The following is a 26,695-nucleotide window of genomic DNA, read 5'->3' as shown; positions in this document are numbered from 1 at the left end:
TCCTCCAAGTGCGGGGGCGGCCCCGCCCTCCGGCGTCAGGCGTCCTGGCGGTCCGGGTTCTCCAGCCGGAAGAAGTTGCTCTGCTGGCCGTCCTTCTTGTGCTCCTGGTAGATGAAGCTCAGCTTCCGCTGGTCGAAGGTCTCCAGCCACTCCTCCCAGGTGATCTCCGCCAGGTCGCCCCCGCCGTAGCCGGGGAAGTCGAAGCGCAGCACGCCCGCCCTCCCCTGGTGCTCGGTGCCGGGCACGGTCGCGGGCCTGGCGCCGCGCTCGTGCGCCCATTCGCGGATCACGTCGTGGTCGGTGGTGACGAGGCTGCGGCCGGGCCGCTCTTCGTGCTCGCCGGTCGAGGTGACGTGCTGCTCGTACGTGTGCTCGCCCTCGACGGGACGGTTCTGCTGCGACATGGCGGCCTGTTCCCCCTGGTAGTCGTGCGGATGACCTGCTCGATACCCAGCCCGGCGCGCTTCTTGCAAATGATCTGTTCCACCCTGGTTAAAGGGGCTCGCAAGGTATTCCCGTCAATTTTTGATTATGCGACGTTTAATCACGATTCTCTCGCCCGTCCTCGCCGGTCTGATCGCCGCCGCCGGCCTGGCGGGCACCGCGGACGCGGCCACGCCCGGCGGGGTCAACGCCTACTACGGTCAGCGCCTGGCCTGGTCGGGGTGCGGCAGCGGGTTCCAGTGCGCGAAGCTGGCGGTCCCGCTGGACTACGCCAGGCCCGGCGGCAGGCGGATCAGCATCGCCATGGTCCGGCTGCCGGCGACCGGCCGGAAGATCGGCTCGATCGTGCTGAACTTCGGCGGGCCGGGCGGCGCCGGAACGACCATCTTGAAGTCCGACAAGACCGTCATGTCGGCCGCCGTCCGGCAGCACTTCGACGTGGTGAGCTTCGACCCGCGCGGCGTGGGCGCCTCGGCCCCCGTGCGCTGCCTGTCCCCCCTCGGCCTGGACGCCTACTTCGCCGCCGACCCCACCCCCGACAACGCGGCCGAGGTCAAGCGGGCCAAGGCGTGGGCGAAGATCTTCGCCCAGGGTTGCGCGGCCAACTCGGGCAAGCAGCTCCTGGCGCACGTCGGCACCGGCGAGGTCGCCCGCGACCTGGACGTGATGCGGGCCGCCCTGGGCGAGGCCCGGCTGACCTACTTCGGCTTCTCCTACGGCACCTACCTGGGCGCCCGCTACGCCGACCTGTTCCCCACCCGGATCCGCGCCATGGTGCTCGACGGCGCCGAGGACCCCGGCCAGACGCTCGCCGAGTTCGGCGCGGCGCAGGAGCGCGGGTTCCAGGTGGCGCGCGAGTCGTTCCTGCGCGACTGCTTCAGGGCCGCGGACTGCCCGTTCCCCCGGCACACCGTCGCCGCCGCGACCAGGCGGCTGGAGGCGCTCTACAAGCGGGCCGACCGCGCGCCGCTGCGCAACGACGGCGACAGCAGGCAGGTCGACGAGGCCATCCTGCGCGCCGGCGTCACCCAGGCCATGTACGCCAAGGACAGCTGGCCCTACCTGCGCCAGGCGCTCACCCTCGCCTTCAAGGGCGACGGCACGGCCATGCTCGCCCTGGCCGACGTCAACCACGGACGCCGTCCCGACGGGAGCTACGACAACAGCACCGAGGCGCTGGCGGCCGTCAACTGCCTGGACCATCCCGAGCAGCGCTGCGCGTACTGGCCGGTCAAGGGCAGGCGGTTCACCAGGAAGGTGCGCGCCCACGGGTCGCCGCCGATCGTGGTGGTGGGCACGACGCGTGACCCGGCGACGCCGTACGAACTGGCCAGGCGGCTGGCCGGGCAGCTGGAGCACGGCGTGCTGCTGACCCACGACGGCGACGGGCACACGGCGTACAAGGGCAGCTCGTCCTGCCTGGACCGGCAGATCGACCGCTACGTGATCACCGCCCGCGCGCCGCGCCCCGGCGCCTGCGCGAAGGTCTGAGTCCTCCACCCGCTCATGGGCGGGTGTGGGACTGGTGACGTTCGGGTCAACCCTGGCCGTGCCTGCGCGGCCGGGCACGGCCGAGCGGGAGAGATTGGGTGGACGTAGCCGGAAATTCCCGCCCGAGGAGCCCATGGAGTCGCTGCTGATCCTGCACGCGCTCGCGGCGGTCTGCGCTCCCTGGCTGGCCCGGCGCATGGGACGGGCCTCCCTCCTGCTGCTGGCCGTGGCGCCCGGCGCCGGTTTCGCGTACACGGTGTGGCTGGGCGTGCGGGGGCTGCCGGCGCGGGAGGACACCTCCTGGGCGCCCGCGCTCGGGCTGGAGCTGTCCTTCCGGGCCGACACGCTGACCGTGCTGATGATGGCGCTGGTCACCGGCGTGGGCGTGCTGGTCCTGGTCTACAGCTCGCGCTACTTCCCGGCGGACGAGGAGGGGCTGGGCCGCTACGGCGGCGCGATGACCGCCTTCGCCGGGTCGATGCTGGGGCTCGTCACAGCCGACAACCTGCTCCTGCTGTACGTGTTCTGGGAGCTGACCACCGTCTTCTCCTACCTGCTGATCGGCTACCACCCGGAGAGCCGGGCCGCCCGCCGGGCCGCGATGAAGGCCCTGACGGTGACCACGCTGGGCGGGCTGGCGATGCTGGCCGGGTTCGTGGTGATCGGGCAGGCGGCGGGCACGTACGAGCTCTCGGGGGTCGTCGCCCGGCCGCCGCAGGCCGGCCCGCTGGCCGCCGGGCTGGTGCTGGTCCTGACCGGGGCGCTGGCGAAGTCGGCGATCTTCCCGTTCAGCACGTGGCTGCCGGCCGCGATGGCCGCGCCGACACCGGTGTCGGCGTACCTGCACGCGGCGGCCATGGTCAAGGCCGGGGTGTACCTGGTGGCCAGGCTCGGGCCGGCGTTCGGGGACGTGCCGCTGTGGCGGGCGGTCGCGGTGCCGCTCGGGGTGCTGACCATGCTGCTGGGCGGCTGGCGGGCGCTGCGCGAGACGGACCTGAAGCGGCTGCTGGCCTTCGGCACGGTCAGCCAGCTCGGCTTCCTGATGACGCTGTTCGGCTCGGGCACCCAGGGCGCGGCGCTGGCCGGGGTGGGCATGCTGGCGGCGCACGCGCTGTTCAAGGCCGCGCTGTTCCTCGTCGTGGGCGTCGTGGACCATTCGACCGGCACCCGCGAGCTGCGCGAGCTGAGCGGGGTCGGCCGGTCGATGCCGTGGGTGTGCGCGGTCGCGGTGCTGGCGGGGGCGTCGATGGCGGGGCTGCCGCCGTTGGCGGGGTTCGCCGGCAAGGAGGCGGCGCTGGAGGCGCTGCTGGACCGGCCGCTCGTGCTGGCGGGGGTGGTGGCGGGGTCGGCGCTGACGGCGGCGTACACGCTGCGGTTCCTGTGGGGGGCCTTCGCCGCCAAGCCGGGCGTGCCGGCCACGCCGGTGCACCGGACGGCGGCGGCCCTGTTCGGGCCCGCCGCGCTGCTGTCGGCGCTCGGCCTCGCGCTGGCGCCCTTCGCCCCCTGGTACGGCGGCGCGATGTCGGGCTACACCGGCACCTTCCGCGACCCCGGCCACGCCGCGCACCTGGCGATGTGGGCCGGGTTCTCCCCCGCGCTGCTGCTGTCGGCCGTGGCGCTGGCGGGCGGCGTGCTGCTGTTCCTGGCCAGGGAGCCGGTGGCCAGGGCGGGCGCGGCGCTGCACGTGCTGGACTCGACGCAGATCTACTGGGCCGTCGTGCGGCGGCTGGACCGCTTCGCCATCCAGGCGACCGGTTTCGTCCAGCGGGGCTCGCTGCCCGACTACCTGGTGCTCACGCTGGTCGCCACGGTCGGCGTCGGGCTGTTCGCCGTCACGTACGGCGGCATGCCGCACCTGACCGTGCCCGTCGTCGCCTGGGAACGCGTGGAGCAGCCGGTGCTCGCGGTGCTGATCACCGCGGCGGCGGCGCTGGCGCTGTTCGCCCGCGCCTACATCCTGCTGGCCGCGGTCGTCGGCGTCATCGGGTACGGCACCGCGCTGCTGTTCCTCGCGCACGGCTCGCCCGACCTGGCGCTGACCCAGTTCCTCGCCGAAACGCTGGTCCTGGTGGTGTTCGCGCTGGTGCTGCGGCGGCTGCCGGTCAGGCCGGTCAGGGCCCGGCTGCCGCGCCTGTTCCGGTTCGGGCTCGGGCTGGCCGTGGGGGTGGTGGTCACGGGGGCGGGCCTGCTGGCCACCAGCGCGCGCGGCACCTGGGCCGTCGGGTCGCTGATGCCCGCCGCGGCGCGCGAGGCCGGGGCGCGCAACATCGTCAGCGCGATCATCCTCGACATCCGGGCCTGGGACACGCTGGGCGAGAGCACGGTGCTGGTCGTGCTGACGCTGGGCGTGACGAGCCTGGTGTTCCTGCGGCGCAGGACGTACGAGATCGAGCGGGACGACCGCGGCCGGGTGCCCGCCGAGCGCACCCGCTGGCTGTCCTCGACGCTGCCGCGCGGGCAGCGGGCCGTCGCCTTCGAGGTGGTGGCCCGGCTGACCTTCCACACGGTGCTGGTGCTCTCGGTGTTCCTGCTGTTCGTCGGGCACAGCGGGGTCGGCGGCGGGTTCGCCGGCGGCATCGTGGCCGGGCTGGCGATCACCGTGCGCTATCTGGCGGGCGGCCGGTACGAGCTGGCCGCGGCGCTCCCGGTGCACGCGGGCGTGCTGATGGGCGTCGGGCTGACCATGTCGACCGGCACGGCGCTGGCCGGGCTGCTGTTCGGACGGGCCGCGCTGGACATGCTGGCGACCGATGTGCACCTGCCGCTGGTCGGCACCCTGCACGTGTCCACGGGCCTGGTGTTCGACCTCGGCGTGTACGTCTCGGTCACCGGCATGGTCCAGGACGTGCTGCGCGGTCTCGGCGCCGAGCTGGACCGGCAGATCGAGGCGGAGGAGAGCTCGTGACGATCTCCCTGGCGCCGCTGCTGTGCTGCTGCGTGATGATCACGACGGGCGTGACGCTGCTGCTCGAACGGAGCCTGGTGCGGGTGCTGGCCGGGGTCGTCGTGCTGGGCAACGGCGTGAACCTGCTGATCATCACCGCGGGCGGCAACGCGGGCGGGCCGCCCATCCTCGGCAGCACGCCGGTTCGGGCCATGGCCGACCCGCTGCCGCAGGCGATGGTGCTCACCGCCATCGTGATCACCCTGGGCGTGACGGCGTTCGTGCTGGCCATGGTGCACCGGTCGTGGCAGCTCACCGGCAGCGACGAGGTCCAGGACGACACCGAGGACCGGCGCGTGCGGCTGCGGGCCAGGCGCGGCGAGCTGAGCCACGCCCTGCGCACCCGCCAGGACGACTACCGGCGGCTGGTCGTGGAGCAGCGGGCCGAGCTGGCCCGGCTGGAGGCCGAGCAGGCCGAGCGGGAGCGGCTCCAGGAGGCCGACCTGGAGCGGCGGATCGCCCGGGTGCACACCGAGCTGGAGGAGTGGATGCGCACCCGGATGGCCGAAGGGCTGTCGGAGGAGGAGCTGCAGCGCGGCTTCGAGGAGGCCGGGCTGCGCGAGGAGGCCTCGGCCGGGGACAACGCCGAGCGCATCGAGGAGCTGCGGCGCGAGCACACCCGGCGGCGGGCCGAGCAGGCGGCCGGTGAGAAGGAGCTGCGGCAGCGCATCAGGGCCAGGCAGCGTGACGCCCGCAGGCAGATGCGCTCGGCGATGCGCGCGGAGCGGGCCCGCCAGGCGCTCGCGAACGACTCCGAACTGGAGGGCGACGACTAGTGACGGGCAGGGGCGGAGCCCATGGGTGACCTGGTCGAGCTGCGCGGGCTGGTGTGCGTGCCGGTGCTGCTGCCGCTGCTGGCCGCCGGGATCAAGCTGGCGATCGGCGGGCGGCTGCGGCACCTGCAGTCCGCCATCAGCGTGACCACGCTGGGGATCTCGCTGGCGGTGTCGGTGCTGCTGCTGGCGCACGCCGACGCGCACGGCCCGCTGGTGACCCAGCTCGGCGGCTGGCCCTCGCCGGTCGGGATCTGCCTGGTGGCCGACCGGCTCTCGACGCTGGTGCTGGTGGTGTCGTCGGCGGTGACGCTGTGCGTGATGGTGTACTCGATCGCCAACGCCTACGACGAGGCGGAGCACGACGCGCCGATGGCGATCTTCCATCCGGCGTTCCTGGTGATGGTGGCGGGCGTCGCGGACGCGTTCCTGGCCGGTGACCTGTTCAACCTGTTCGTGGCGTTCGAGATGCTGCTGAGCGGCTCGTACGTGCTGCTGACCTTCGGCGGGACCGAGTCCAGGATGCGGGCGGGGGCCACGTACACGCTGATGGCGCTGGCGTCGTCGATGTTGTTCCTCATCGCGCTGGCGGTGGCCTACGGCGCGACGGGCACGCTGTCGCTGGCGCAGCTCGCCGAGCGCTTCGGCACGCTGCCCCCGCAGGTCAAGCTGCTGGTCGAGCTGACGCTGCTGCTGGCGTTCGCGATCAAGGCGGCGATCTTCCCGGTGTCGGCGTGGCTGCCGGACTCCTACCCGACCGCGCCCGCGCCGGCCACAGCCGTGTTCGCCGGGCTGCTCACGAAGGTCGGCGTGTACTCGATCATCCGGCTGGAGGCGCTGCTGTTCCCCGGCGGGCCGGTCTCCACGCTGCTGATGTGCGTGGCGCTGGCCACGATGCTGGCCGGGGTGCTCGGCGCGGTGGCGCAGACCGACATCAAACGCATGTTGTCCTTCACGCTGGTCAGCCACATCGGCTACATGGTGTTCGGGGTGGCGCTGTCGACGGTGGCGGGCCTGGCGGGCGCGGTGTTCTACATCGTCCACCACATCACCGTGCAGACGAGCCTGTTCCTGGTGACGGGGCTGATCGAGCGGCGCACCGGCACCACGTCGGTCAACCGGCTCGGCGGGCTGATGAGGACCGCGCCGCTGCTGGGGGTGCTGTTCTTCGTGCCCGCGATGAACCTGTCGGGCATCCCGCCCATGTCGGGGTTCCTGGGCAAGCTGCTGCTGGTGCAGGCGGGCCTGGCCAAGGGCGGGCCGGCGGCGGTCGTCCTGGTGGCGGGCGGCCTGGTCACGAGCCTGCTGACGCTGTACGCGATCGCCAAGACGTGGGGCAAGGCGTTCTGGCGGGCGCCGCGCGAGGAGCGGGCCGGCCAGGTGATGGAGAGCGAGGAGGCGACGGGTGAGGAGCCGGTGGTGACGACGACCGCGCTGCCGCCCGTGCTGCTGGGCGCGACGGCGGCGCTGGTGGCGTTCGGGCTGTCGTTCACGGTGCTGGCCGGGCCGCTGGCGGCGCTGACGCAGCGGGTGGCCGCGGAGCTGAGCGAGCGGCAGACGTACATCGCCGCGGTGCTGGGGACGCCGCGGTGAGCGCGAACCCGCTCGCGCCGCGGCTGTTCGGCCGCCGGGTGCCGCTGCCGCTGGTGGCGTGGCTGACGCTGGTGTGGGTGACGTTGTGGGGGGAGGTGTCGGCGGGCAACGTGCTGGGCGGGCTGGCGACCGCGCTGGTGGTGGCCTGGCTGCTGCCGCTGCCCGTCCTGGACCCGGGGATCAGGGTGCGGCCGCTGCCGCTGGTGCGGTTCCTGCTGTGGTTCGGATGGGACCTGGTGCTCTCGACCGCGCGGGTGGTGCTGTGGGTGGTGCGTCCGGGCGAGCCGCCCACGCGGCTGGTCCTGGTGCCGCTGCGCACGTCGTCGGAGTCGATGACCGTGATGATCATGGTGGCGCTGTCCACGGTGCCGGGGAGCCTGGTGGTGGAGGCGTACATGGACAGGAGAGAGCTGATGCTGCACGTGCTCGGGCTGGCCGGCGAGGGCGTCCCGGACGCGGTCCGCAGGGACGTGGCCGGGCTGGAGTCGCGCATCGTGGCCGCGTTCGGGACCCGCGCCGACCGGGAGGAGCTGCTGTGACGGCGGTGTACCTGGTGACGATGGCGCTGCTGGCCTGCGGGGCGGCGGCCGCGTTGTGGCGGGTGGGACGCGGGCCCTCGATGCTGGACCGCGCGGTCGCCCTGGACGTGCTGACGTCCTTGTCGATGTGCGCGGTGGGCCTGTTCGCGGTGGTCAGGGACGACTACTCGGACCTGCCGGTGTTGCAGGTGCTGTCGTTGCTGGGCTTCGTGGGGTCGGTGTCGCTGGCCCGGTTCTTCCCGGGGCGGTCGCGGTGAGCGGGATGGACGTCGCGGCGGCGGCCTGCCTGGTGCTCGGGGCCGGGCTGGCGCTGTCGGCGGGCGCCGGGCTGGTGCGCTTCCGCACGACGCTCGACCGCATGCACGCCGGGACCAAGCCGCAGGTGCTCAGCGTGCTGCTGGTGCTGGTCGCGATGTGGCTGCACCGGCCCACCTGGTGGAACGCCGGACCGCTGCTGATCGTGGGGGCCTCGCAGGTGATCACCGTGTCGGTGGCGGCGTACATGGTGGCGCGGGCGGCCTATTCGCGTCAGTCGTCGCGGGACGAGACCGAGATGCCGCCCTCGGAGGAGGACTGATCGTTCCTGCGGTCGAGGGCGGGCTGGCCGAACCAGGTCCAAGCGGCCAGCCCGGCCAGGATGCCGGCGGTGATCCAGGCCAGGGTGGAGTGGAACAGGTAGTCGATCACCAGCATGGTGGCCGTGGTCATCGACACGACCAGGGCGAGCGCGCCTAACAGGCCGTAGGTGTTGGACCGGCGTACCAGGGTCTCCTTGTGGCCCTGCCGGAACAGCACGCGGTGCTGGGCGGTCGGCGCGATGTAGCAGATCGACGCGATCGCGGCGCTGACCAGCGCGGCGAAGTAGAGCCATCGGTCGGTCTGGTCGAGCTTGACGAAGCCGGGCGAGAAGGGCACGGTCAGCAGGAACGCGAACAGCACCTGCACGCCGGTCACCGCGACGCGGGCGCCCTGCAGCAGCTCGACGAAGTTGCGGTCGGCGCGCTCCTCGTGCGACTCGTTCTTCACTCGGCCTCCTCGTTGGATGTTCTCCTCTTCCTTGGCGGAGGCCGGTCGAAACCTGCTTCGCGAGGGTCAGGCGAGGATCTTGGCGGGCGTGATGGGCAGGTCGCGCACCCGCCTGCCGGTGGCGTGGTGAACGGCGTTGCCGATCGCGGCGGCGGTGCCCACGATGCCGATCTCGCCGATGCCCTTGGAGCCCATCGGGTTGAGCAGGCCGTCCTGCTCGTCGATCCAGACCGCCTCGATCTCCGGCACGTCGGCGCAGGCCGGCACGTGGTACTGGGCCAGGTCGCGGTGCAGGAAGCCGCCGAACTCGTCGTCGGTCAGCGTCTCCTCCATCAGGGCCATCCCCATGCCCATGGTCATGCCGCCGACGAACTGCGACCTGGCCAGCTTGGCGTCCAGGATGCGTCCGGCGGCGAACACGCCGAGCAGCCGCGAGAGGCGGATCTCGCCGGTCACGGAGCTGACCCTGACCTCGGCGAACTGGGCGCCGAAGGCGTGCCGGGCCAGCTCCTCGTCGGCCTTGACCTCCTTGGCGGTGTCGGCGGTCCCCTCGCCGCCGTCGGCCCGCAGCGCCTCGCAGGCCCGGACGACGGCCGACCCCCACGACGCCGTGCCCATCGACCCGCCCGCGACGGGGGCCTGGGGCAGGTCGCTGTCGCCGAGCTCGACGTGCACCCGGTCAGGGGCGACGCCGAGGCAGTCGGCGGCGATCCTGGTGAGCACGGTCCTGGCGCCGGTGCCGATGTCGGCGGCGGCCACGCGGATGACGAAGTCGCCGTCGCGCACGGTCGCGGTGGCCCGCGACGGCCCGCGCCTGGCCGGGTAGGTGGAGGCGGCCACGCCGGTGCCGACCAGCCACTCCCCCTCCCGCCTGACGCCGGGCGCCGGGTCGCGGCGGTCCCAGCCGAAACGGCGGGCGCCCTCGCGCAGGCAGGTCACCAGGCTGCGGGAGCTGAACGGCAGCCCGCTCTCCGGCTCGGTCGTGGGCTCGTTGACGATCCGCAGCTCGACGGGGTCGATCCCGGCCGCCTCGGCCAGCTCGTCCATCGCCGACTCCAGGGCGTACATGCCGGGGCACTCGCCGGGGGCGCGCATCCAGGACGGGGTGGCCACGTCGAGGCGGACGACCCGGTGGGCGGTGCGCAGCGCGGGCGTGGCGTACATGACGCGGGCGGGGGCGGCGGCCTGCTCGGCGAACTCCACGAGCCTGCTGGTCTGCACGTACGCCGTGTGCTCGACCGCGGTGAGCCGGCCGTCGGCGTCCGCGCCGAGCCGCAGCCGCTGGACGGTGGGCGTGCGGTAGCCGGTGAGGTCGAACATCTGCTGCCGGGTGAAGGCGACCTTGACCGGGCGGCCGGCGGCCCTGGCGGCCAGGGCGGCGAGCACGGCGTTCGGCCTGGTGGTGCCCTTGGAGCCGAAGCCGCCGCCGACGTGCCTGGACACCACCCGCACCCGCTCGGCGGGCAGGCCGAAGGTGGCGGCGATGGTGTCCCGGTCGCCGCTGGTGCCCTGGGTGGCGTCGTAGACCAGGAGCCGGCCGTCCTCGGCCCACAGGGCCACCGCGGCGTGCGGCTCCATCGGGTTGTTGTGCAGGGGCGGCGTCGTGTACGTCACGTCGACGGTCGCCGCGGCGGCGGCCAGCCCGGCGTCCACGTCGCCCTTCTCGGTGTCCGGTGCGAGGTCCGGGTTGACGACGTCCGGCCGGTACAGGTCCGGATGGTCGGCGCGCAGCCGTACGTCGTGGGCCTGCGGCTCGTAGGTCACGCGTACGGCGTCGGCGGCGGCGCGGGCCTCGTCGTAGGTGCCGGCGACGACGGCGGCCACGAGCTGGCCCCGGTAGACGACGTCCCGGCCGCGGAACAGCGCCAGCTCGGGGTCGGCGTCCCCGGACAGGCCGGGCGGGTCCTCGACGGACAGCACGGTGAGCACGCCCGGCATGGCCAGCGCCGCGTCCGCGTCCACCCGCGCCACCCGGCCCCTGGCGATCGTGGCCTGCACCGGGTAGCAGTGGGCGACCCCCTCGACCGGGTACTCGGCGGCGTACGTGGCCAGCCCCGTGACCTTGACGCGCCCCTCGATGCGGTTCACGGCGTCAGCTCCTCCAGCGTGCGGACGATCAGGTTGCGCGCCAGCGGCAGCTTGAACGCGTTGCGCGGCAGCGGGCGGGCCTGGTCGAGCTCGGCCTCGGCGGCCCGCAGGTACGCCTCGCCCGTCGCCGGGCCGCCGATGATCGCCCGTTCGGCGCGTTCGGCCCGCCAGGGCGCGTGGGCCACGCCGCCGAGCGCGATGCGGCACTCGGTCACCACGCCGTCCCAGCGCACGTCGAGCACGGCGGCGATGGACACCAGCGCGAACGCGAACGAGGCCCGCTCGCGGACCTTGCGGTAGAGGGAGGCGCCCGGGGGCGGCGCGGGCAGCTCGACGGCGGTGATCAGCATGCCGGGGTCGAGCACGGTGTCGCGCTCGGGCGCGTCGCCGGGCAGGCGGTGCAGGCCGGGCATGGGGATGATCCGGTCGCCGGCCGGGCCGGTGACGTGCACCTCGGCGTCGAGCGCGGCCAGCGCCACGGCCATGTCGGAGGGGTGGGTGGCCACGCAGGCGTCGGAGGCGCCGAGCACGGCCAGGTTGGCGTGGTCGCCCTCGATCGCGGGGCAGCCGGTGCCGGGCTCGCGCTTGTTGCACGGCCTGGTCACGTCCTGGAAGTAGGGGCAGCGGGTGCGTTGCAGCAGGTTGCCGGCCACCGTGGCCATGTTCCTGATCTGGCCGGAGGCGCCGGTCAGCACGGCCCGGGAGAGCATCGGGTAGCGGCTGCGGACGAGCGGGTCGGCCGCCAGGTCGCTGTTGCGCACGGCCGCGCCGATCCGCAGCCGGTCGCGTACGGGCTCGATGGCGTCCAGCGGCAGGCGGCTGACGTCCACGAGGTGGTCGGGGGCGGCCACGCCCAGGCGCATGAGGTCGACCAGGTTGGTGCCGCCGCCCAGGTACATCGTGCCGGGGCCGTACCTGCTGACCGCGTCCGACGGGCTCTGGGCGCGGGCGTAGTCGAACGGCTTCACGGGGCCACCTCGCCGATCGCGGCCACGATGCCGGGGTAGGCGCCGCACCTGCACAGGTTTCCGCTCATGCGTTCCCTGATCTCCTCGGGTGTCAGGCCGGGATCGAGGAGCAGGTCGGCGGTGACGGCGCTCGGCCCCGGCTCGCCCAGCATGCCGACCGCCGAGCAGAGCTGGCCCGGCGTGCAGTAGCCGCACTGGAAGGCGTCGTGCTCGATGAACGCGGCCTGCAGCGGGTGCAGCTCCTCGCCCGAGGCCAGCCCCTCGACGGTGGTGATCTCGCAGCCGTCCACCGCCACGGCCAGCGCCAGGCAGGAGTTGGCCCGGCGTCCGTCGATGAGCACCGTGCACGCGCCGCACTGGCCGTGGTCGCAGCCCTTCTTGGAGCCGGTCAGGCCGAGCCGCTCGCGCAGCAGGTCGAGCAGGGAGATCCGGGGATCGACGGCCACGGTGTGCGGCACGCCGTTGACCTGCACGTCTACCTGCACGCCTACCTGCTCGGTGATGTCCATAGGCGCTCGCCTACCCGGCCGCCGCCCCGGACAATCACGGGCTCGGACATGTGGCGGTAAAGGTGACGGTGTCCAGGTGTCGGCCCCCTGGCGGCGGGTAGCCGGGAGGAGGAGTCGGGCCGCGGAGGGGTGCATGGGGCGAGCGTTCGACGAGTTCGACGAGCAGGTGGCGGAGTCCGAGGCGGTGCTCACCGTCAACGCGGGGTCGTCGAGCCTGCGTCTCGACCTCGTGCAGGGCGGTTGCGTGCTGGACAGCGCGCACGCCGAGCGGGCCGCCGACCCGGGCTCGGCGCGCGAGGAGCTGGCGGCCTTCCTCGGCGGCCACTTCGACCGCGACATCCGGGCGGTGGCGCACCGGCTGGTGCACGGCGGCGACGTCGTACGCGCGCCCACCCTCGCCGACGACGAGACCGTGGAGGCGCTGCGGGGCGTCGTGAGCCTGGCGCCGCTGCACCTGCCGCCCGCGCTGGCGCTGCTGGAGGCGGCCCGCGAGCAGCTTCCCGCCGTGCCGCACGTGCTCTGCCCCGACACCGCCTTCCACGCCGGCCTGCCCGACGCCGCCGCGGTCTACGCCCTGCCGCGCGAGTGGCGCGACCGGTACGGCCTGCGCCGCTACGGCTTCCACGGCCTGTCCTACGCCTGGACCGCCGACCGCGTGGCCGAGCTGCTCGGCCGGCCGCTCGCCGAGCTGGAGCTGGTGCTGGCCCACCTGGGCGGCGGCTCGTCGGTGTGCGCGGTGTCGGGCGGGCGCAGCCTGGACACCTCGATGGGGTTCACCCCGCTGGACGGCGTCCCCATGAGCAAGCGCTCGGGCAGCGTCGATCCCGGGATGCTGATGTGGCTGCTGTCGCAGGGCCACCTGTCGGCCGACGAGCTGGGCGAGGGCCTGCAACGCCGTTCCGGGCTGCTCGGGCTGTCCGGCGGCCGGTCGGGCGACACCCGCGAGCTGGTCGAGGCGGAACGCGCCGGCGACGCCGAGGCCGCCCTGGCCCTGGAGGTGTTCTGCCACCGCGTGAGCCGGGAGATCGCCGCCGCCGCCACGTCGCTGCCCAGGATCGACGCGCTGGTGTTCACCGGCGAGATCGGGTGGGACCAGCCCGAGGTGCGCGAGGCGGTCTGCCGCCGTCTCGGGCTGCTCGGCGTGCGGCCGCCCGAGCTCGGCAACCGGCACGACGACGGCCCGGTCAGCGGGCCGGACGCCGCCGTGCCCGTCCTGGTCGTCCAGGTGCGCGAGGAGCTGGAGCTCGCCCGCGAATGCCTGGGCGTCTTCCGGCCGGCAGAGGAGGACGGCTATGGATGACGTCACCCGCTCGGCGCTGCGGCTGTCGGGCGAACAGGACCTCGACCCGCTGCTGGACCGCGTCGGCGAGGCCGGTCTCGTGCTGATCGGCGAGGCCAGTCACGGCACGCACGACTTCTACACCTGGCGGGCCGCCCTCACCCGCCGCCTGATCGCCGAGAAGGGCTTCGGGTTCGTCGCCGTCGAGGGCGACTGGCCCGACTGCGAGCGCGTCGACCGCGCGGTCACCCGCGACGGCGAGGACCCCTTCGACGCCCTGTACGCCTACCGGCGCTGGCCCGCGTTCATGTGGGCCAACGAGGAGGTCGCCGAGTTCTGCCGCTGGCTGCGCCGCTGGAACTCGGCCCTGCCGCCGCCGGAGCGCGTCGGCTTCCACGGCCTCGACGTCTACAGCCTGTGGGAGTCCCTGCGCGCCGTGCGCCGTTACGCCGCCGACAACCTGCCCGACCAGCTGGACACGGTGATGGAGGCCCTGTACTGCTTCGAGTCCTACGGCCACGACCCGCAGCGGTACGGCCTGGAGACCCGCCTGGTCCCCGACTCCTGCGAGAACGAGGTCGTGCAGCTGCTCAGGGCGCTCGTGGCGGCCGCGCCCGCCGACGACGACGGCTTCGCGGCCCGGCAGAACGCCGAGGTCGTGGCCGGGGCGGAGAGCTACTACCGCGCCATGGTCGGCGGCGGCCCCGACTCGTGGAACATCAGGGACGTGCACATGGCCGACACCCTGGACCGGCTGACCGCCTTCCACGAGGCCAAGGGCGTGGTGTGGGCGCACAACACGCACGTCGGCGACGCCCGCGCCACCGACATGGCCGCCGCGGGCATGACCAACCTCGGGCAGCTGGCCCGCGAGCGGCACGGCGAGGACGTCGTCCTGGTCGGCTTCGGCGGCTACCGGGGGACGGTCGTGGCCGGGGCGGGCTGGGGCACGCGGGCGCACGTCATGCCCGTCCCGCCGGCCAGGCCCGGATCGCTGGAGGCGCTGCTGCACGACGCGCTCGGAGGCGAGCGCGCCCTGTTCGTGACGCCTCCTCGGCCCCGTCCGCACTGGTTCGACCAGCCGCTGGACCACCGGGCGATCGGCGTGGTCTACCGGCCCGAGCGCGAGAAGTGGGGCAACTACGTGCCCACCGCGCTCGGCGACCGCTACGACGCCTTCATCTATCTGGACGTCACCGAGGCCCTGCACCCGCTGCACGCCGAGCCGTGGGACGACGTCGAGCCGGAGACCTATCCCAGCGCCATGTGACGGACTGTCGGTGGCAGGTGGTTTGATCGCTGCTGTGGAGGCCTCGGTCGAGCAGCTCGTCTACGTCAGGGACGACGAATACACCGTCGCGCGCATGAGCGCCGAGGGCGTGCCCGACTTCGTGGCCACGGGCCGGGCGCTGTCGGGCGCGCAGCCGGGCGAGACACTCCGGCTCACCGGCGACTGGAGCCACCACGCGCGCCACGGCAGGCGCTTCGCGGTGGCCTCCTGCGAGCGGGTGGTGCCGGCGACGGTCCGGGCGATCCGCGTCTATCTGGGGTCGGGGCTGATCCGGGGCATCGGGCCGAGGCTGGCGTACGCGATCGTCGACCACTTCGGCGAGGAGACCCTCAAGGTCATCGACGCCGAGCCGGGGCGGCTGACCGAGGTCGTCAACATCGGGCCGCTGCGGCAGGCGCAGATCGTCCAGGCGTGGCAGGAGCAGAAGGCCGTCGCCGCGCTGATGGTGACGTTGCAGGGGCTGGGCGTCAGCCCGCTGCTCGCGGCCAAGATCCACCAGGTGTTCGGCGGCGAGGCCGAGGAGGTCCTGGCCACCGATCCCTACCGGCTGATCGGCCGGGTCAGGGGCATCGCCTTCCGCGTCGCCGACCGCATCGCGCTCCAGCGGGGGGTGCCCGAGCGCAGCCCCCAGCGGATCAAGGCGGCGCTGCTCGACCGGCTGGAGTCGGCGGCCGTCCGCGACGGCCACTGCTTCGTGCCGGTGCCCCATCTGGTGGCGCGGGCGGCCGAGCTGATCGAGCTCGATCCCGAGGCGGTCGGGCCGATGGTCGACGCCCTGGTGGCCGAGCGGCGGGTGGTGGTCGAGGCCGACGAGGAGCAGCCGGGGCGGGCGGTGGCCTACGCCAACTACGTCCACGCCCGCGAGCGGCAGCTCACCGAGCAGCTCACCAGGCTCATGCGGGCCCCCTCCACGCTGCCGCTGCGCCCCTTCCGCGAGGACGAGAGCCTCCACGACGACCAGCGCGCGGCCGTCAACATGGCGCTGACCTGCACGGTCTCGATCATCACCGGCGGGCCCGGCTGCGGCAAGAGCCACACGGTCAGGGCCGTGGCCACCACGGTCAGGGCCTCGGGCGGCACGGTCACCCTCACGGCCCCCACCGGCAAGGCGGCCAAACGCCTGTCGGAGCTGACCGGCCTGCCCGCGATGACCATCCACCGCATGCTGGCCCACCAGCCCGACCCCGATCCCTCGACGCTGTTCGAGGAGGCGCCCGCGCAGGCCGACCTGATCGTGGTCGACGAGGCGTCGATGCTCGACCTCCACCTGGCCACGCGGCTCACGGCGGCCGTCCCGCCGGGCAGCCATCTGCTGCTCATCGGCGACAGCGACCAGCTGCCCAGCATCGGCGCCGGCGACGTGCTGGCCGACCTGCTGCGCGTGGAGGCCATCCCCCGCGTGCGGCTCACCCACGTCTTCCGCCAGGCGGGCGGCAGCGGCATCGTCGAGGCCGCCCACCTGATCCGGGCCGGCCGGATGCCGGCGACGCCGGGGCGCGGCGGGTTCTGGTTCGAGGAGCTCGACGATCCGGCGCGGGTCGCCGAGCGGGTGGCCCATCTGGCCATGGAGGCGATCCCCCGCAAGCAGGGCGTCTCGCCCGACCAGGTGCAGGTGCTGTGCCCGATGCGCAAGGGCGAGACGGGCGCGGTGACGCTCGGCCGGCTGCTGCAGGACCGGCTCAACCCGGCGGCCGACGACAAGGCCGAGCACTGGTCGGGGGCGTCGGTGTTCCGGGTGGGCGACCGGGTCATGCCCATCCGCAACAACTACGACAAGGGCGTCTTCAACGGGGAGACCGCCACGGTCACCGCCGTCCTCCCTCAGGACCGTGTGGTCGAGGTCCGCACCGACGACGGCGAGACCGTCCAGTACGGGTTCGGCGAGCTCGACGACCTCACCCATGCCTACGCGATCAGCGTGCACCGCTCGCAGGGCAGCGAATACCCGTTCGTGGTGGCTCCGATCGTGGCCGAGGCCGGCGGGATCATGTTGCGGCGCAAGCTGCTGTACACGCTGGTGACGCGGGCCAAGGCGTGGGTCGTGCTGGTGGGGCAGCGCGAGGCGCTGGAGCTGGCCGTCCACCGCGTGGGCCGCCCCCGCAACACCGGCCTGCCCCGCCGCCTGTCCCAGAGCCTGGCGGACTGACGGCGGGCCGTCCCCGGCCGGGTCAGGGCCTGGCGGGCTGATGGCGGGTGTGCCCGGCCGGGTCAGGGCCGGTGGACGAGGGCCGTGGCGAGGAGTTCGGCCAGGTGGCGGCCCTGCCGTCCGGTGCCGGCGGCGGCGATCTGGGTGCGGCAGGAGAAGCCGTCGGCGAGCAGTTCGTCGTCCGGCTCCGCCGACCGTACGGCCGGCCAGAGCCCCTGCTCGGCGCACGCCTGCGCCACCTCGTGATGCCCCCGCTCGAACCCGAAGTTCCCGGCCTGCCCGCAGCAGCCGGAGTCGAGCACGCTGGTCCGGATGCCGAAGCGGTCGAGCACGGCCCGGTCGGCGTCGTACCCCATGACGGCGCTCTGGTGGCAGTGCACCTGCGCGATCGCCTGCCCGCCGGCCGTGTCGGGCCGCCAGTCGGCCGCCCGCGTCTCCAGCAGCTCGGCCAGGGTCAGGAACCGCTCCGACAGCAGCCGGGTCTCGGGCGTGTTGAGCAGTTCGGGCCCGTCGGAGCGGAACACGGCCGCGCAGCTCGGCTCCAGGCCCACCACCGGCACCCCGGCCTCGGCCCACGGCGCGAGCGCCCCCACCGTACGCGCCAGCACCCGCCGCGCGATCCCGAGCTGCCCGGTGCTGATCCACGTCAGCCCGCAGCACAGCGTCACGGGCGGCACCACCACCTCGAAACCGGCCGCCTCCAGCACGTCCACGGCGGCCCGCCCGATGTGCGGGTCGAAGTGGTCGGTGAACGTGTCGGCCCACAGCACCACCCGCCCCCGCGCGCCGGGCCCGCCCCGGGGGCGCCGCCGGAACCAGTCGGTGAACCGCTGACGGGCGAACCTCGGCAGGTCGCGCTCCGGCGTGATCCCCGCGACGGCCTTGACCAGCCGCGACAGCCCGGGCGCGGAGCCGGCGGCGTTGACCAGGCCGGGCGCGGCCGAGGCGAGCGCGGCCCACACCGGCAGCCAGCCCATCGAGTAGTGGGAGCGCGGCCGGACGCGGCGCCGGTAGTGGTGGGCGAGGAACTCGGCCTTGTAGGTGGCCATGTCCACGTTCACCGGGCATTCGGAGCGGCAGCCCTTGCAGGACAGGCACAGGTCGAGCGCGTCGCGCACGGCGGCCGAGCGCCAGCCGTCGGTGATGACGTCGCCGCGCACCATCTCCTCCAGCAGCCGGGCGCGCCCGCGCGTGGAGTGCTCCTCCTCGCGGGTCACCCGGTAGCTGGGGCACATCACGCCGCCCTCGAAGGTGTGCTTGCGGCAGGTGCCGGTGCCGACGCAGCGCGTGGCGGCGTGCCCGAAACGTCCGTGGTCGTTGGGGTACTGGAAGAACGTCCGCCGTGGTTCGAGCGGGTAGAAGCGGCGCTGGGCCAGGTTCTGGTCCAGGTGGCGGGGGTGGACGACCTTGCCCGGGTTCATCCGGTCGCGCGGGTCGAAGATGGCCTTGAAGCGGCCGAACACCTCCACGACCTGCTCGCCGAACATGACGGGCAGCAGCTCGGCCAGCGCCTGGCCGTCGCCGTGCTCGCCGGACAGCGAGCCGCCGTAGGAGGCGACCAGTTCGGCGGCCTCCCGGGCGAAGGCCCGGTACCTGGCGATGCCGTCGTCGGTGTGCAGGTCGAGCGGGAGCCGGCCGTGCACGCAGCCCTGGCCGAAGTGGCCGTACAGGGCGGAGTCCTGGTAGTCGTGCACGCGCAGCAGCCGCTCGTAGTCACGCAGGTAGGCGCCCAGCCGCTCGGGCGGCACGGCCGCGTCCGACCAGCCCTCGTACGTCTGCCGCCCGGTCGGCGGGTACGCCTCCACGCCGAGCCCCGACTCCCGCCACCGCCACAACCGGTCCTCCCTGGCCGGGTCGCCGAGGAAGGCGTGCGTGGGCGTGGGCGCCTCGGCCCGCTCCCCCACGTCGCGCATCATCGTCTCGGCCCGCTCGCGCGCCTGCTCGGGCGTGTCCCCGCCGAACTGCACCAGCAGCCAGCCGCCGCCCTCGGGCAGGTCCTGGAGCGCCGCGTCGCCGGGGTGCTCCAGCTTGGCCAGCCGGTACATGGTCTCGTCCATGGCCTCCAGCGCGATCGGCGCGTGCCGGGCCACGGCGGGGACGGCGTCGGCGGCGGTGAAGACGTCCTCGAACCCGAGCACGGCCAGCGCCCTGGCGGGCGGGGAGGGCACGACGCTCAGCTCGGCGCGCAGCACGGTCACCAGCGTGCCCTCGCTGCCGACCAGGGCGCCGGCCAGGTCGAACCCGTTCTCGGGCAGCAGCCGGTCGAGGTTGTAGCCGGAGATGCGGCGTTCCAGCCGGGGGTAGCGGGTGCGGACCAGTTCCATGGTCTCGTCGCGCAGGTCGCGCACCTGGCGGTAGATCTCGGCCAGGCGGCCGCCCTGGGCCTGGATGCGGTCGTACTCGGCGTCGCCGGTCGGCCCCACCCAGGCGCGCACCCCGTCGTAGGTGAGGATCTCCAGGCGGAGCACCGACTGCGACATCTTCCCGTACGCCTGCGCGGAGGCCCCGCACGAGTTGTTACCGATCATGCCGCCGATCGTGCAGGCCCGATGGCTGGACGGCCTGGGCCCGACCATCAGCCCGTGCGGCTCCAGCTCGTGGTCCACCTGGTCGAGCACGGCCCCGGCCTGGACGACGATCCGGCGGGCCGCCACGTCGACGGACTCGACCGCGCCGCAGTGCTTGGACCAGTCGATCACCACCGCCGCGTTGCAGCACTGCCCGGCCAGGCTGGTGCCGCCGCCGCGCGAGAGCACGGGGACGTCCCTGGACCGGCACACGGCCACCGCCGCGACCCCGGCGTCCAGGTGGCGCGGCACGACGACGCCGATCGGGACCTGCCGGTAGTTGGAGCCGTCGCGCGCGTAGGCGGCGCGGCTGCCCGCGTCGAAGCGCACCTCGCCGTCCACGGCCTCGGCGAGGCGGCGGCTCAGCGTCGCGACGTCGATCTCACGGGACGGCGGCGTGTGCGTGACGGGCGCGTTGACCAGGCTCTTCATGCCCGGCCCTTACCCTGGCCGGCTCACGGGCCGCCCAACGGCCGCCCAAGCCAGGTTCTAGACCCCGAGCAGGTCGGTGAGGTCGTCGGCGTGCTCCTCCTCCTCTTCCAGGATCGACTCCATGAGCCGGCGGGTGGTGGGGTCGCCCTCGCCGAGCCAGCGGATGATCTCCTGGTAGGTGGAGATGACGATGCGCTCGGCCCACAGGTTGGCCTCCAGCAGCGCCTTGAGGTCGGTATCGGCGGGCACCTGGTAGTCGGTGTGCGAGCGCTGGACGAGCTTGGCCGGGTCGAAGTCGGGCTCGCCGCCGAGCTGGCTGACGCGTTCGGCGGCGCGCAGCGCGTGGTCGAGCTCCTCCTTGGCGTGCTCGGTGAACTCCGCCGCCACCTGCGCGCGGTCGATGCCCTTGGCCGAGATGGCGTGCCTGGTGTACCTGAGCCAGCACACCACCTCGGTGGCGATCACGTCGTTGAGGATCTCGATGACCTTCGCCGGGTCGCGGCCGAAGGTCTGCGTGATCGGCCCTTCGTCCATCTTCTGGCGCACCTGCTCGCGGATCCTGGTGACGTCGAGCACGAAGTCGTCCGTCTGCGTCATGATGTGTCCTTCCCCCGGCGATTTCCCCTGGTCAACGGTATCTTCGCCGGACCTTCCCCAGAGGTTGCGACACGGGCGGACCGCAGGCGGGGCGCCAGCGCGAGGGTGATCGCCGCCGAGGCCGCCGCCAGCACGGCCATGGCCGTCCCCGGCGAGGTGCGCTCGGCCAGGGCTCCGGCGAGCGCGGCGGCCACCCCCTGCGTGGCGATCATGCCGGAGGAGTGCAGCCCGAGCGCGTGCCCGCTCAGCTCCGGGGGCGTGAGCGCCATCAGCCGGTCCTGGAGCAGCAGGGTGGCGGCGAACCCGGCCGAGGCGAGCGCGACCAGCACCGGCGACGGGTAGGCCACGAACGCCAGGTACGGCAGCGCGAGCAGCAGGTACAGCGGCGTGACCAGCCGTGCCCGCCAGCGCGCCGGCACGTACCGGCCGGCCAGCACGTCGCCGGCGAGCATCCCGGTGGCGGCGCAGGCGAACAGCAGCCCGGCCCGTTCGGGCGCGAGCGGCACGAACAGCGACTCGCAGCCGACGATCAGGCCGTTCGGCAGCCAGAGGGCGAGGTAGACGTTCCTGCGCGGGCGGGAGGACCACAGGCGGGCGTTGTCGCGCCAGGTCTCGGCGGGCGAGGGCCGTCCGGCCGCGCGCGGGCGCCGCCGTCCGAGCCCGAGCCCGGCCAGGGCGGCGGCCAGGTGGAGGGCAGCCGCGGCGAGCAGCGTCCCGCGTGGCGACAGGACGGTCACGAGCACGCCGCCCGCGCCGAACCCGGCGATCTGCACGATGCCGGAGGACATGTTGAGCAGCGACCGGCCGAGCAGGTATCCGTCCTGGTCGAGCAGCTCGTTGAGCAGCCCGTACCGGACGCCGCCGCCGAGCGCGGACAGCGCGCCGAGCGCCAGCACGACGGCGAGCATCCCCCACACGGGCAGCCCGGGGACGGCCAGCACGGCGGCGGCGAGCGCGGACACCAGCGCCAGCCCGGACAGGGCGGCGCGCGGCGGCAGCCGGTCGGCCGCCGACAGCAGCGTCGCCGCCCCCGCCACCTGGGCCAGCGCCGGGCCGAACATGGCCAGCCCCGACAGCAGCGGCGATCCGGTGTCGGCGTAGACGAGGGTGCCGAGGGCGAGCCCGCTCACCGTCTGTCCCGCCACCTGCCCGGACGAGACCAGGAAGAGCGGGGTGAATCCGGACCTGCCGAACAGATCCCGGTACGTACGCATGGAACGGCAGTCTCCGTGACCGGCGGCGACGGACGATACTGTTTCGCGCACCTGCGAAACAACGTCCGGCAGGCGGCGAGAGGAGGGGATGGCGTGGATTTCTGGCAGGTGGACGCCGACACCCTCGCGGGCGGCCGGTTCGTCCTGTCGCCGCTGGCCGAGACGATCGCCGCGCTGAAGACGCTGGACCGCGGCGTGGCCGCCCACCCCGGTGAGGACGCCTGGCTGGCCACCCACCTGCCCGCCTACCGCGCGGAGCAGGCCGCCGACCCGGTCACGGCGCTGCTCGTCCGCGCCGCGCTGGGCCGTACGTGGAACGCGACGTTCCTCACGCCGACGCCCGAAGGGGAGGGTGAGGCCGCCTTCGAGGAGGAGGTGGCGAGCGTCCGCGATGCCCCGCCCGAGCGGGCGCGCGAGGACCTGACCGAGTCGCTGGACGGCCCCGTGCCCGCCGCGCTGCGCCGCGACGACCTGCCCGAGCGCATGGCCGCCCGGCTGGAGTGGGTGTGGCGGGAGACGGTGCTGCCCACCTGGGCGCGGCGCCGCCGGATCATCGAGGCCGACGTCACGGCCCGCACCGCGCGGCTGGGCCGGGGCGGCTGGGCGGCGGCCCTGGACGGCATGCGTCCCGGCCTGCGCTGGCTCGGCGACGGCCGGTTGCGGGTCAGCGTCCACGACAACCCGCCGCGCGACCTGCCGGGCGCCCGGCTGATGTTCGTGCCGGTGACGCCGCGCCAGGGCTGGGTGAGTTGGCACGGCTCCCGCCGCTGCGCGATCGTCTACCCGTGCTCGGGGCCGCTGGCCGACGTCGGCCCCCCCTCCCGCGCCGGACGCGCTGGGCAGGCTGCTGGGCGGGGCGCGGGCGGGCGTGCTGGTGCTGCTGGAGACGCCTATGAGCACCACGCAGCTCGTCGCGCTCACCGGCCAGGGCCTGGGCTCGGTCGGCCGCCATCTCAAGGTGCTGCTCGACGCGGGGCTGGTCGGCCGCGTCCGGACCGGCCGTTCGGTCCTGTACCGCCGTACGGAGATCGGCGACGCACTCGTACGGGCACAAACCTGCGCAGCGCCAACGGCGTCTGGCTGACCGTCCACGTCCCGCCCGGCTACCTGCGTCTCCCTTCCTGACCCCGGCCCCCGCGACAGTGGGAGGGGGGTTGGCTAGGCTGTGGGCCGGAGGAACGATCACCCATGCGCGCACGCGATCTCGTCGCGGACTTCCCGACGGTCACGCTCGACACGTCGGCGCTCGACGCCGCCCGGCTGCTGGCCGAGCGCGACCTGCCCGGCCTCATCGTGATCGACGACGACGGCCGCCCCCACAGCATCCTCCCCGGCACGCAGGTGCTGCGGCTGGCCGTGCCGCCCTACTGCCAGGACGACCCGGCGCTGGCCCGGGTGGTGGACGAGGCCCACGCCGACCGGTTCCTGCACCGGCTCGGCACGCGTACCGTCCGCGAGTGCCTTCCGGAGCGGCCGCGCGAGCTGCCGGTGGCCGACATGAAGGCGACGGTGCTCGAACTGTCGGCGCTCATGGCCCGCACCCGCAGCCCCCTGGTGGCGATCGTGGACGGCGGCCGCGTGGCCGGAGCCGTCACCCTCCAGTCCCTCCTGGACCACGCCCTCACCCTCTGACCGGCCGGTCCGTGGCCGGTAAGAGGCCGGTCTGTGACCGGTGACGCGCCGGAGGGCGCCGCCGATCTCCGGGCTCGGGCGTCGTAGGCTGGTGCGCATGGGGAAGACCGCCGCCCGACAGCCCGTCCCTGCCCGGCGCGCCGACGCCGAGCGCAACATCGCCGCCATCCTGGAAGCCGGGACGCGGCTGCTCAGCGACGACCCGGGCGCGAGCGTGGCGGAGATCGCCAAGGCCGCCGGCGTCGGCCGGGTCACCCTGTACGGCCACTTCCCCTCCCGCGAGGCCCTGGTGGACGCCGTCCTCGATCACACCGTCGGGCTGGCGGACGCCGTGCTGGCGAACGAGTCCCTCGACACGGCCCCTGCCCCCGAGGCGATGGCCGGGCTGCTGCACTCGTCGTGGGAGATCCTCGACCGCCACCGCCGCCTCTTCGTGGCCGCCGACCGGGTGCTGCCCACCGAACGCATCCGCGAGCACCACGACCGCCCGCTGCGCCGGGTGGAGCGACTGATCGCCCGCGGCCAGGACGACGGCGACTTCCGTACGGACCTGCCGCTGGAGTGGCTGGTGACGACGTTCTTCGCGATCATCCACAGCGCGGCCCAGGAGCGGGAGGCCGGGCGCCTGGCCGCCGAGCAGGTCGAGCCGGTCCTGACCCGCACCATGCTCTCCCTCCTCGCCGCGCCCGCTTCGGCATAACCTCCCGCCCTTCCGGCTCCCCGCACGTCCCCGGCCGCCGGGACACCCTACCGGCGTACCGTTTTCTTGTGCTTAACTTGAACATCAGTGTTCGAGTTAAGGAGTCACGGATGAGTCATCACGTCGGGACGCGGGCTGCCGCGCCCGTTCGGAGCAAGGGCTGGGCGGTGCTGGTGCTGTTGTGCCTGGCGCAGTTCATGCTGATCATCGACATCACCGTCGTGCAGGTGGCGCTGCCCACCATCGGCGCCGACCTCGCGCTCGGACGTGAGGCGCTCACCTGGGTGGTGACCACGTACACGTTGTGCTTCGGCGGCCTGATGGTGCTCGGCGGGCGGCTCGCCGACGCGGTCGGCCCCCGCCGCACGCTGCTGGCCGGGCTGGCGCTGTTCACCGCGGCCTCGCTGGCCTGCGGCCTGGCCGGCGACGGCACCACGCTCATCGCCGGACGGGCCCTCCAGGGGGTCGGCGCGGCGCTGCTGTCCCCCGCGGCCCTGGCCGTCGTCACCACCGTCTTCCAGGGCGAACGCCGGGCCCGCGCGCTCGCCGTCTGGGCGGCCGTCGGCGGCTCGGGCGCGGCGATCGGCGTGCTCCTCGGCGGCGTCCTCACCGACGGGCCCGGCTGGATGTGGGCGTTCTTCGTGAACGTGCCCGTGGGCCTGCTGGTCCTGGCCGTGGTCCCGGCCGTGGTCCCGGCCGCCCGCCACGTCCCGGGGGCTCACGGTGGCGGGCGCGTGGACGTCGTGGGCGCCCTGCTCGTCACCCTGGCGACCGCCCTGTTGATCTACGGGCTCGTCGCGGCCGGCGACGGCGGCTGGGGCGCCGCGGGAACCGTGCTGCCGCTGGCCGGGGCCGCGCTCTCGTACGTGGCGTTCATGCTGGTCGAGCGGTCCGTGCGGGCGCCGCTCATGCGGGTGGAGACCCTGGCCAGGCGGCCCGTCGTCTCGGGTGCGTTCGTCATGCTGGTCGCGACCGGCCTGATGCTGGGCCTGTTCTTCCTCAGCTCCCTCTACCTCCAGCACGTCCTGGGCTTCAGCCCGCTGCGGACGGGGCTCACGTTCCTGCCCGTCGCCGTCGCCATCACGCTCGGCGCGCACCTCGGCGGCCGGCTCATCGGCAAGGTCGGCGGCCGGCCGGTGGCCGTGGCGTCGTTCGCGCTGACCGCCGTGGGGGCGGCGCTGATGACGCGGGTCTCCCCCGGGGCGGGGGCGTTCACCACTCTGGTGCCGGGGTTCGTGCTGGCCGCCGTGGGCATCGGGCCGGCGTTCGTGACCGCCACCACGACGACGATGGCCAACGTCCCGCCCGGCGAGAACGGCGTCGCCTCCGGGGTGATCAACACCTTCCACGAGCTGGGCGGCGCGATCGGGGTGGCGGTGGTGTCCACGGTCGCCGCGTCCAGCCTGGGGCCGGGCGCGGGCGTCGGCGGCTTCACCTCGGGGCTCGTGCTGTGCGCGGTCGTCGCGGGGGTGGCGGCCGTGATCTCGCTGGGCCTCGTGCCGCCCGGCAAGCCGGCGGGCGCGTTCGTCGGCCACGGCCACGGTCACCAGCACGGCCACTAGCACGGTCACCAGCACGGTCACCAGCACGGCCACTGGGCACTGGCGCGGTCACCGACGGGATGTCCCCGGCGACTCCGGGAGGCTATTCTGCTTGCGTGACTGCTCCGCCCCCCGCGGGACGCGGCTTCTCGACACCTCCGGCCTCCGCCGGGGCCGGTGATGGCCTGGCGCCGGGCGGCGCGCCTCCTCCGCCGGCGGCGTCCCGCCGGACGCGCGGCGGGCCACGGCGATGCCACCGCTGACGCTCCTGCGCCGGGAGCGGCCGGGCGTGACCGTGATCGTGGTGTCCGGCGAACTCGACGCCACCAACCGGGGCCAGTTCGAGAGCTTCCTCAGGGAGCGTCCCGAGCCCGGCCACGTCGTGTTCGACCTGGCGCGGGTGCCGTTCGTGGACAGCTCGGGCCTGCACGTCCTGCTGGCCTTCGCCACCGACCAGCTCAGGAGGTCGGGCGCGGTGCGCCTGGCCGCGGTGCAGCCCCTTCCCGCGCGGTTGCTGGACATCACCGGGGTGCTCGCGCACGTCCCGGTGCACGACACCGTCGAGGAGGCGGTGGCCGCCGCCGCCAGGGCCGCCGCGGAACGTTCCGTGTGACCGGCGGGCGCGCGGGGGCATTCTTGGCTAACTTCGGGGCTAGCGCGCGTCTGGGCGCAGGCGGCTACTCTTCCGCTACCCAGGGTTGAAGTTCTTCCATGCCGGGCGAGCACGGAACGAGGAACACGACATGAGCGACCCCACGGTCGGCACCGCACGTTCGGGCGGGCGCGGCAAACGCGTCCGGGGCCCGTCGGAGGTGGGTGAGACGGAGCTGCGTCAGCTGCTCGGCGGGCTGACGGCGGTCCGGGACGGCGACTTCCGCACCCGTCTGCCCGAGGACGCCGACGGGCTGCTCGGTGAGATCG

At 74.0% G+C, this 26,695-nt stretch carries 24 protein-coding genes; 15 read left to right on the top strand and 9 right to left on the bottom strand.

The window, feature by feature from the left end; genetic code table 11:
- Window positions 1-35: 35 nt before the first annotated feature.
- Window positions 36-404, bottom strand: a complete 369-nt coding sequence (locus tag ABZ815_RS43740) for a hypothetical protein (RefSeq protein ID WP_357707527.1) — start codon at window positions 402-404, stop codon at window positions 36-38.
- Window positions 405-531: 127 nt separating this feature from the next.
- Here ABZ815_RS43740 and ABZ815_RS43735 point away from each other — a divergent pair, with 127 nt between their 5' ends.
- From ABZ815_RS43735 to ABZ815_RS43705, 7 genes are all read left to right on the top strand, one after another.
- On the top strand, window positions 532-1,935 hold the full coding sequence (locus ABZ815_RS43735) for an alpha/beta hydrolase (RefSeq protein WP_357707525.1): 1,404 nt from the start codon (window positions 532-534) through the stop codon (window positions 1,933-1,935).
- 133 nt (window positions 1,936-2,068) lie between these two features.
- Window positions 2,069-4,840 (top strand): Na+/H+ antiporter subunit A, encoded by a 2,772-nt coding sequence (locus ABZ815_RS43730; protein ID WP_357707523.1) that lies wholly within the window; start codon window positions 2,069-2,071, stop codon window positions 4,838-4,840.
- The gene (locus ABZ815_RS43725) at window positions 4,837-5,655 is read left to right on the top strand and encodes a Na(+)/H(+) antiporter subunit C (protein WP_357707520.1); all 819 of its coding nucleotides are present in this window, start codon (window positions 4,837-4,839) and stop codon (window positions 5,653-5,655) included. The genes ABZ815_RS43730 and ABZ815_RS43725 overlap by 4 nt, the downstream gene beginning before the upstream one ends.
- 21 nt (window positions 5,656-5,676) lie before the next feature.
- The gene (locus ABZ815_RS43720) at window positions 5,677-7,245 is read left to right on the top strand and encodes a Na+/H+ antiporter subunit D (protein WP_357707517.1); all 1,569 of its coding nucleotides are present in this window, start codon (window positions 5,677-5,679) and stop codon (window positions 7,243-7,245) included.
- Window positions 7,242-7,784 carry a Na+/H+ antiporter subunit E gene (locus tag ABZ815_RS43715; RefSeq protein ID WP_357707515.1) on the top strand — a complete coding sequence of 181 codons (543 nt, stop codon included), beginning with the start codon at window positions 7,242-7,244 and terminating at the stop codon, window positions 7,782-7,784. Before ABZ815_RS43720 ends, ABZ815_RS43715 begins: the two co-directional genes overlap by 4 nt.
- Window positions 7,781-8,041 (top strand): monovalent cation/H+ antiporter complex subunit F, encoded by a 261-nt coding sequence (locus tag ABZ815_RS43710; RefSeq protein WP_357707514.1) that lies wholly within the window; start codon window positions 7,781-7,783, stop codon window positions 8,039-8,041. Before ABZ815_RS43715 ends, ABZ815_RS43710 begins: the two co-directional genes overlap by 4 nt.
- A 5-nt stretch (window positions 8,042-8,046) precedes the next feature.
- Entirely contained in the window at window positions 8,047-8,361 is a 315-nt protein-coding gene (locus ABZ815_RS43705) for a monovalent cation/H(+) antiporter subunit G (protein ID WP_357707629.1), read from the top strand.
- Here ABZ815_RS43705 and ABZ815_RS43700 read toward each other — a convergent pair.
- The 4 genes from ABZ815_RS43700 to ABZ815_RS43685 all read right to left on the bottom strand — a co-directional run bounded on the left by ABZ815_RS43700 (window position 8,313) and on the right by ABZ815_RS43685 (window position 12,375).
- Window positions 8,313-8,810, bottom strand: a complete 498-nt coding sequence (locus ABZ815_RS43700; RefSeq protein WP_357707512.1) for a DUF6328 family protein — start codon at window positions 8,808-8,810, stop codon at window positions 8,313-8,315. The genes ABZ815_RS43705 and ABZ815_RS43700 overlap by 49 nt on opposite strands.
- Before the next feature lie 66 nt (window positions 8,811-8,876).
- Entirely contained in the window at window positions 8,877-10,898 is a 2,022-nt protein-coding gene (locus tag ABZ815_RS43695; protein WP_357707509.1) for a xanthine dehydrogenase family protein molybdopterin-binding subunit, read from the bottom strand.
- Window positions 10,895-11,866, bottom strand: coding sequence for a xanthine dehydrogenase family protein subunit M (locus ABZ815_RS43690; protein ID WP_357707506.1), 972 nt, complete (start codon window positions 11,864-11,866; stop codon window positions 10,895-10,897). Before ABZ815_RS43690 ends, ABZ815_RS43695 begins: the two co-directional genes overlap by 4 nt.
- Entirely contained in the window at window positions 11,863-12,375 is a 513-nt protein-coding gene (locus ABZ815_RS43685) for a 2Fe-2S iron-sulfur cluster-binding protein (protein WP_357707504.1), read from the bottom strand. Before ABZ815_RS43685 ends, ABZ815_RS43690 begins: the two co-directional genes overlap by 4 nt.
- A gap of 133 nt (window positions 12,376-12,508) precedes the next feature.
- On the opposite strand from ABZ815_RS43685, the gene ABZ815_RS43680 reads away from it, so the two are divergent.
- The 3 genes from ABZ815_RS43680 to ABZ815_RS43670 are packed head-to-tail and all read left to right on the top strand — an operon-like array spanning window position 12,509 to window position 17,091.
- Entirely contained in the window at window positions 12,509-13,675 is a 1,167-nt protein-coding gene (locus ABZ815_RS43680; RefSeq protein WP_357707503.1) for an acetate/propionate family kinase, read from the top strand.
- On the top strand, window positions 13,668-14,924 hold the full coding sequence (locus ABZ815_RS43675; RefSeq protein ID WP_357707500.1) for an erythromycin esterase family protein: 1,257 nt from the start codon (window positions 13,668-13,670) through the stop codon (window positions 14,922-14,924). The genes ABZ815_RS43680 and ABZ815_RS43675 overlap by 8 nt, the downstream gene beginning before the upstream one ends.
- A 34-nt stretch (window positions 14,925-14,958) precedes the next feature.
- Window positions 14,959-17,091: an ATP-dependent RecD-like DNA helicase gene (locus tag ABZ815_RS43670; RefSeq protein ID WP_357707498.1), complete on the top strand. Its 2,133-nt coding sequence runs from the start codon at window positions 14,959-14,961 to the stop codon at window positions 17,089-17,091.
- Between the two features lie 62 nt (window positions 17,092-17,153).
- On the opposite strand, the gene ABZ815_RS43665 is transcribed toward ABZ815_RS43670, so the two are convergent.
- The 4 genes from ABZ815_RS43665 to ABZ815_RS43650 all read right to left on the bottom strand — a co-directional run bounded on the left by ABZ815_RS43665 (window position 17,154) and on the right by ABZ815_RS43650 (window position 22,581).
- Window positions 17,154-20,090, bottom strand: coding sequence for an FAD-linked oxidase C-terminal domain-containing protein (locus tag ABZ815_RS43665; protein WP_357707496.1), 2,937 nt, complete (start codon window positions 20,088-20,090; stop codon window positions 17,154-17,156).
- A 57-nt stretch (window positions 20,091-20,147) separates the two neighbouring features.
- Window positions 20,148-20,687, bottom strand: coding sequence for a DUF892 family protein (locus ABZ815_RS43660; protein ID WP_357707494.1), 540 nt, complete (start codon window positions 20,685-20,687; stop codon window positions 20,148-20,150).
- Window positions 20,684-21,901 carry an MFS transporter gene (locus ABZ815_RS43655; protein ID WP_357707492.1) on the bottom strand — a complete coding sequence of 406 codons (1,218 nt, stop codon included), beginning with the start codon at window positions 21,899-21,901 and terminating at the stop codon, window positions 20,684-20,686. Before ABZ815_RS43655 ends, ABZ815_RS43660 begins: the two co-directional genes overlap by 4 nt.
- A 245-nt stretch (window positions 21,902-22,146) precedes the next feature.
- Window positions 22,147-22,581, bottom strand: a complete 435-nt coding sequence (locus ABZ815_RS43650; RefSeq protein ID WP_357707491.1) for a hypothetical protein — start codon at window positions 22,579-22,581, stop codon at window positions 22,147-22,149.
- Between the two features lie 212 nt (window positions 22,582-22,793).
- Here ABZ815_RS43650 and ABZ815_RS43645 point away from each other — a divergent pair, with 212 nt between their 5' ends.
- The 5 genes from ABZ815_RS43645 (at window position 22,794) to ABZ815_RS43625 (ending at window position 26,387) form a co-directional block, all read left to right on the top strand.
- Window positions 22,794-22,985, top strand: coding sequence for a helix-turn-helix domain-containing protein (locus ABZ815_RS43645; protein WP_357707489.1), 192 nt, complete (start codon window positions 22,794-22,796; stop codon window positions 22,983-22,985).
- A gap of 104 nt (window positions 22,986-23,089) precedes the next feature.
- Window positions 23,090-23,533, top strand: coding sequence for a CBS domain-containing protein (locus ABZ815_RS43640; RefSeq protein WP_357707488.1), 444 nt, complete (start codon window positions 23,090-23,092; stop codon window positions 23,531-23,533).
- A gap of 97 nt (window positions 23,534-23,630) precedes the next feature.
- Window positions 23,631-24,233 carry a TetR family transcriptional regulator gene (locus ABZ815_RS43635; protein WP_357707486.1) on the top strand — a complete coding sequence of 201 codons (603 nt, stop codon included), beginning with the start codon at window positions 23,631-23,633 and terminating at the stop codon, window positions 24,231-24,233.
- 110 nt (window positions 24,234-24,343) lie between these two features.
- Window positions 24,344-25,795, top strand: coding sequence for an MFS transporter (locus tag ABZ815_RS43630; RefSeq protein WP_357707484.1), 1,452 nt, complete (start codon window positions 24,344-24,346; stop codon window positions 25,793-25,795).
- A gap of 229 nt (window positions 25,796-26,024) precedes the next feature.
- The gene (locus ABZ815_RS43625) at window positions 26,025-26,387 is read left to right on the top strand and encodes an STAS domain-containing protein (RefSeq protein WP_357707481.1); all 363 of its coding nucleotides are present in this window, start codon (window positions 26,025-26,027) and stop codon (window positions 26,385-26,387) included.
- Window positions 26,388-26,695 lie beyond the last annotated feature (308 nt).

The sequence above is a fragment of the Nonomuraea sp. NPDC047529 genome (assembly GCF_040642995.1).
GTDB lineage: Bacteria > Actinomycetota > Actinomycetes > Streptosporangiales > Streptosporangiaceae > Nonomuraea.
This window is presented reverse-complemented; position numbering and strand designations above follow the sequence as displayed.

Excerpts from the sequence above, each read along its gene's own strand:
- ABZ815_RS43740 (WP_357707527.1), bottom strand. The coding sequence starts at position 404 with ATGTCGCAGCAGAACCGTCCCGTCGAGGGCGAGCACACGTACGAGCAG.
- ABZ815_RS43735 (WP_357707525.1), top strand. The coding sequence starts at position 532 with ATGCGACGTTTAATCACGATTCTCTCGCCCGTCCTCGCCGGTCTGATC.
- ABZ815_RS43730 (WP_357707523.1), top strand. The coding sequence starts at position 2,069 with ATGGAGTCGCTGCTGATCCTGCACGCGCTCGCGGCGGTCTGCGCTCCC.
- ABZ815_RS43720 (WP_357707517.1), top strand. The coding sequence starts at position 5,677 with ATGGGTGACCTGGTCGAGCTGCGCGGGCTGGTGTGCGTGCCGGTGCTG.
- ABZ815_RS43705 (WP_357707629.1), top strand. The coding sequence starts at position 8,047 with ATGGACGTCGCGGCGGCGGCCTGCCTGGTGCTCGGGGCCGGGCTGGCG.
- ABZ815_RS43685 (WP_357707504.1), bottom strand. The coding sequence starts at position 12,375 with ATGGACATCACCGAGCAGGTAGGCGTGCAGGTAGACGTGCAGGTCAAC.
- ABZ815_RS43680 (WP_357707503.1), top strand. The coding sequence starts at position 12,509 with ATGGGGCGAGCGTTCGACGAGTTCGACGAGCAGGTGGCGGAGTCCGAG.
- ABZ815_RS43675 (WP_357707500.1), top strand. The coding sequence starts at position 13,668 with ATGGATGACGTCACCCGCTCGGCGCTGCGGCTGTCGGGCGAACAGGAC.
- ABZ815_RS43665 (WP_357707496.1), bottom strand. The coding sequence starts at position 20,090 with ATGAAGAGCCTGGTCAACGCGCCCGTCACGCACACGCCGCCGTCCCGT.
- ABZ815_RS43660 (WP_357707494.1), bottom strand. The coding sequence starts at position 20,687 with ATGACGCAGACGGACGACTTCGTGCTCGACGTCACCAGGATCCGCGAG.
- ABZ815_RS43655 (WP_357707492.1), bottom strand. The coding sequence starts at position 21,901 with ATGCGTACGTACCGGGATCTGTTCGGCAGGTCCGGATTCACCCCGCTC.
- ABZ815_RS43645 (WP_357707489.1), top strand. The coding sequence starts at position 22,794 with ATGAGCACCACGCAGCTCGTCGCGCTCACCGGCCAGGGCCTGGGCTCG.
- ABZ815_RS43640 (WP_357707488.1), top strand. The coding sequence starts at position 23,090 with ATGCGCGCACGCGATCTCGTCGCGGACTTCCCGACGGTCACGCTCGAC.
- ABZ815_RS43635 (WP_357707486.1), top strand. The coding sequence starts at position 23,631 with ATGGGGAAGACCGCCGCCCGACAGCCCGTCCCTGCCCGGCGCGCCGAC.
- ABZ815_RS43630 (WP_357707484.1), top strand. The coding sequence starts at position 24,344 with ATGAGTCATCACGTCGGGACGCGGGCTGCCGCGCCCGTTCGGAGCAAG.
- ABZ815_RS43625 (WP_357707481.1), top strand. The coding sequence starts at position 26,025 with ATGCCACCGCTGACGCTCCTGCGCCGGGAGCGGCCGGGCGTGACCGTG.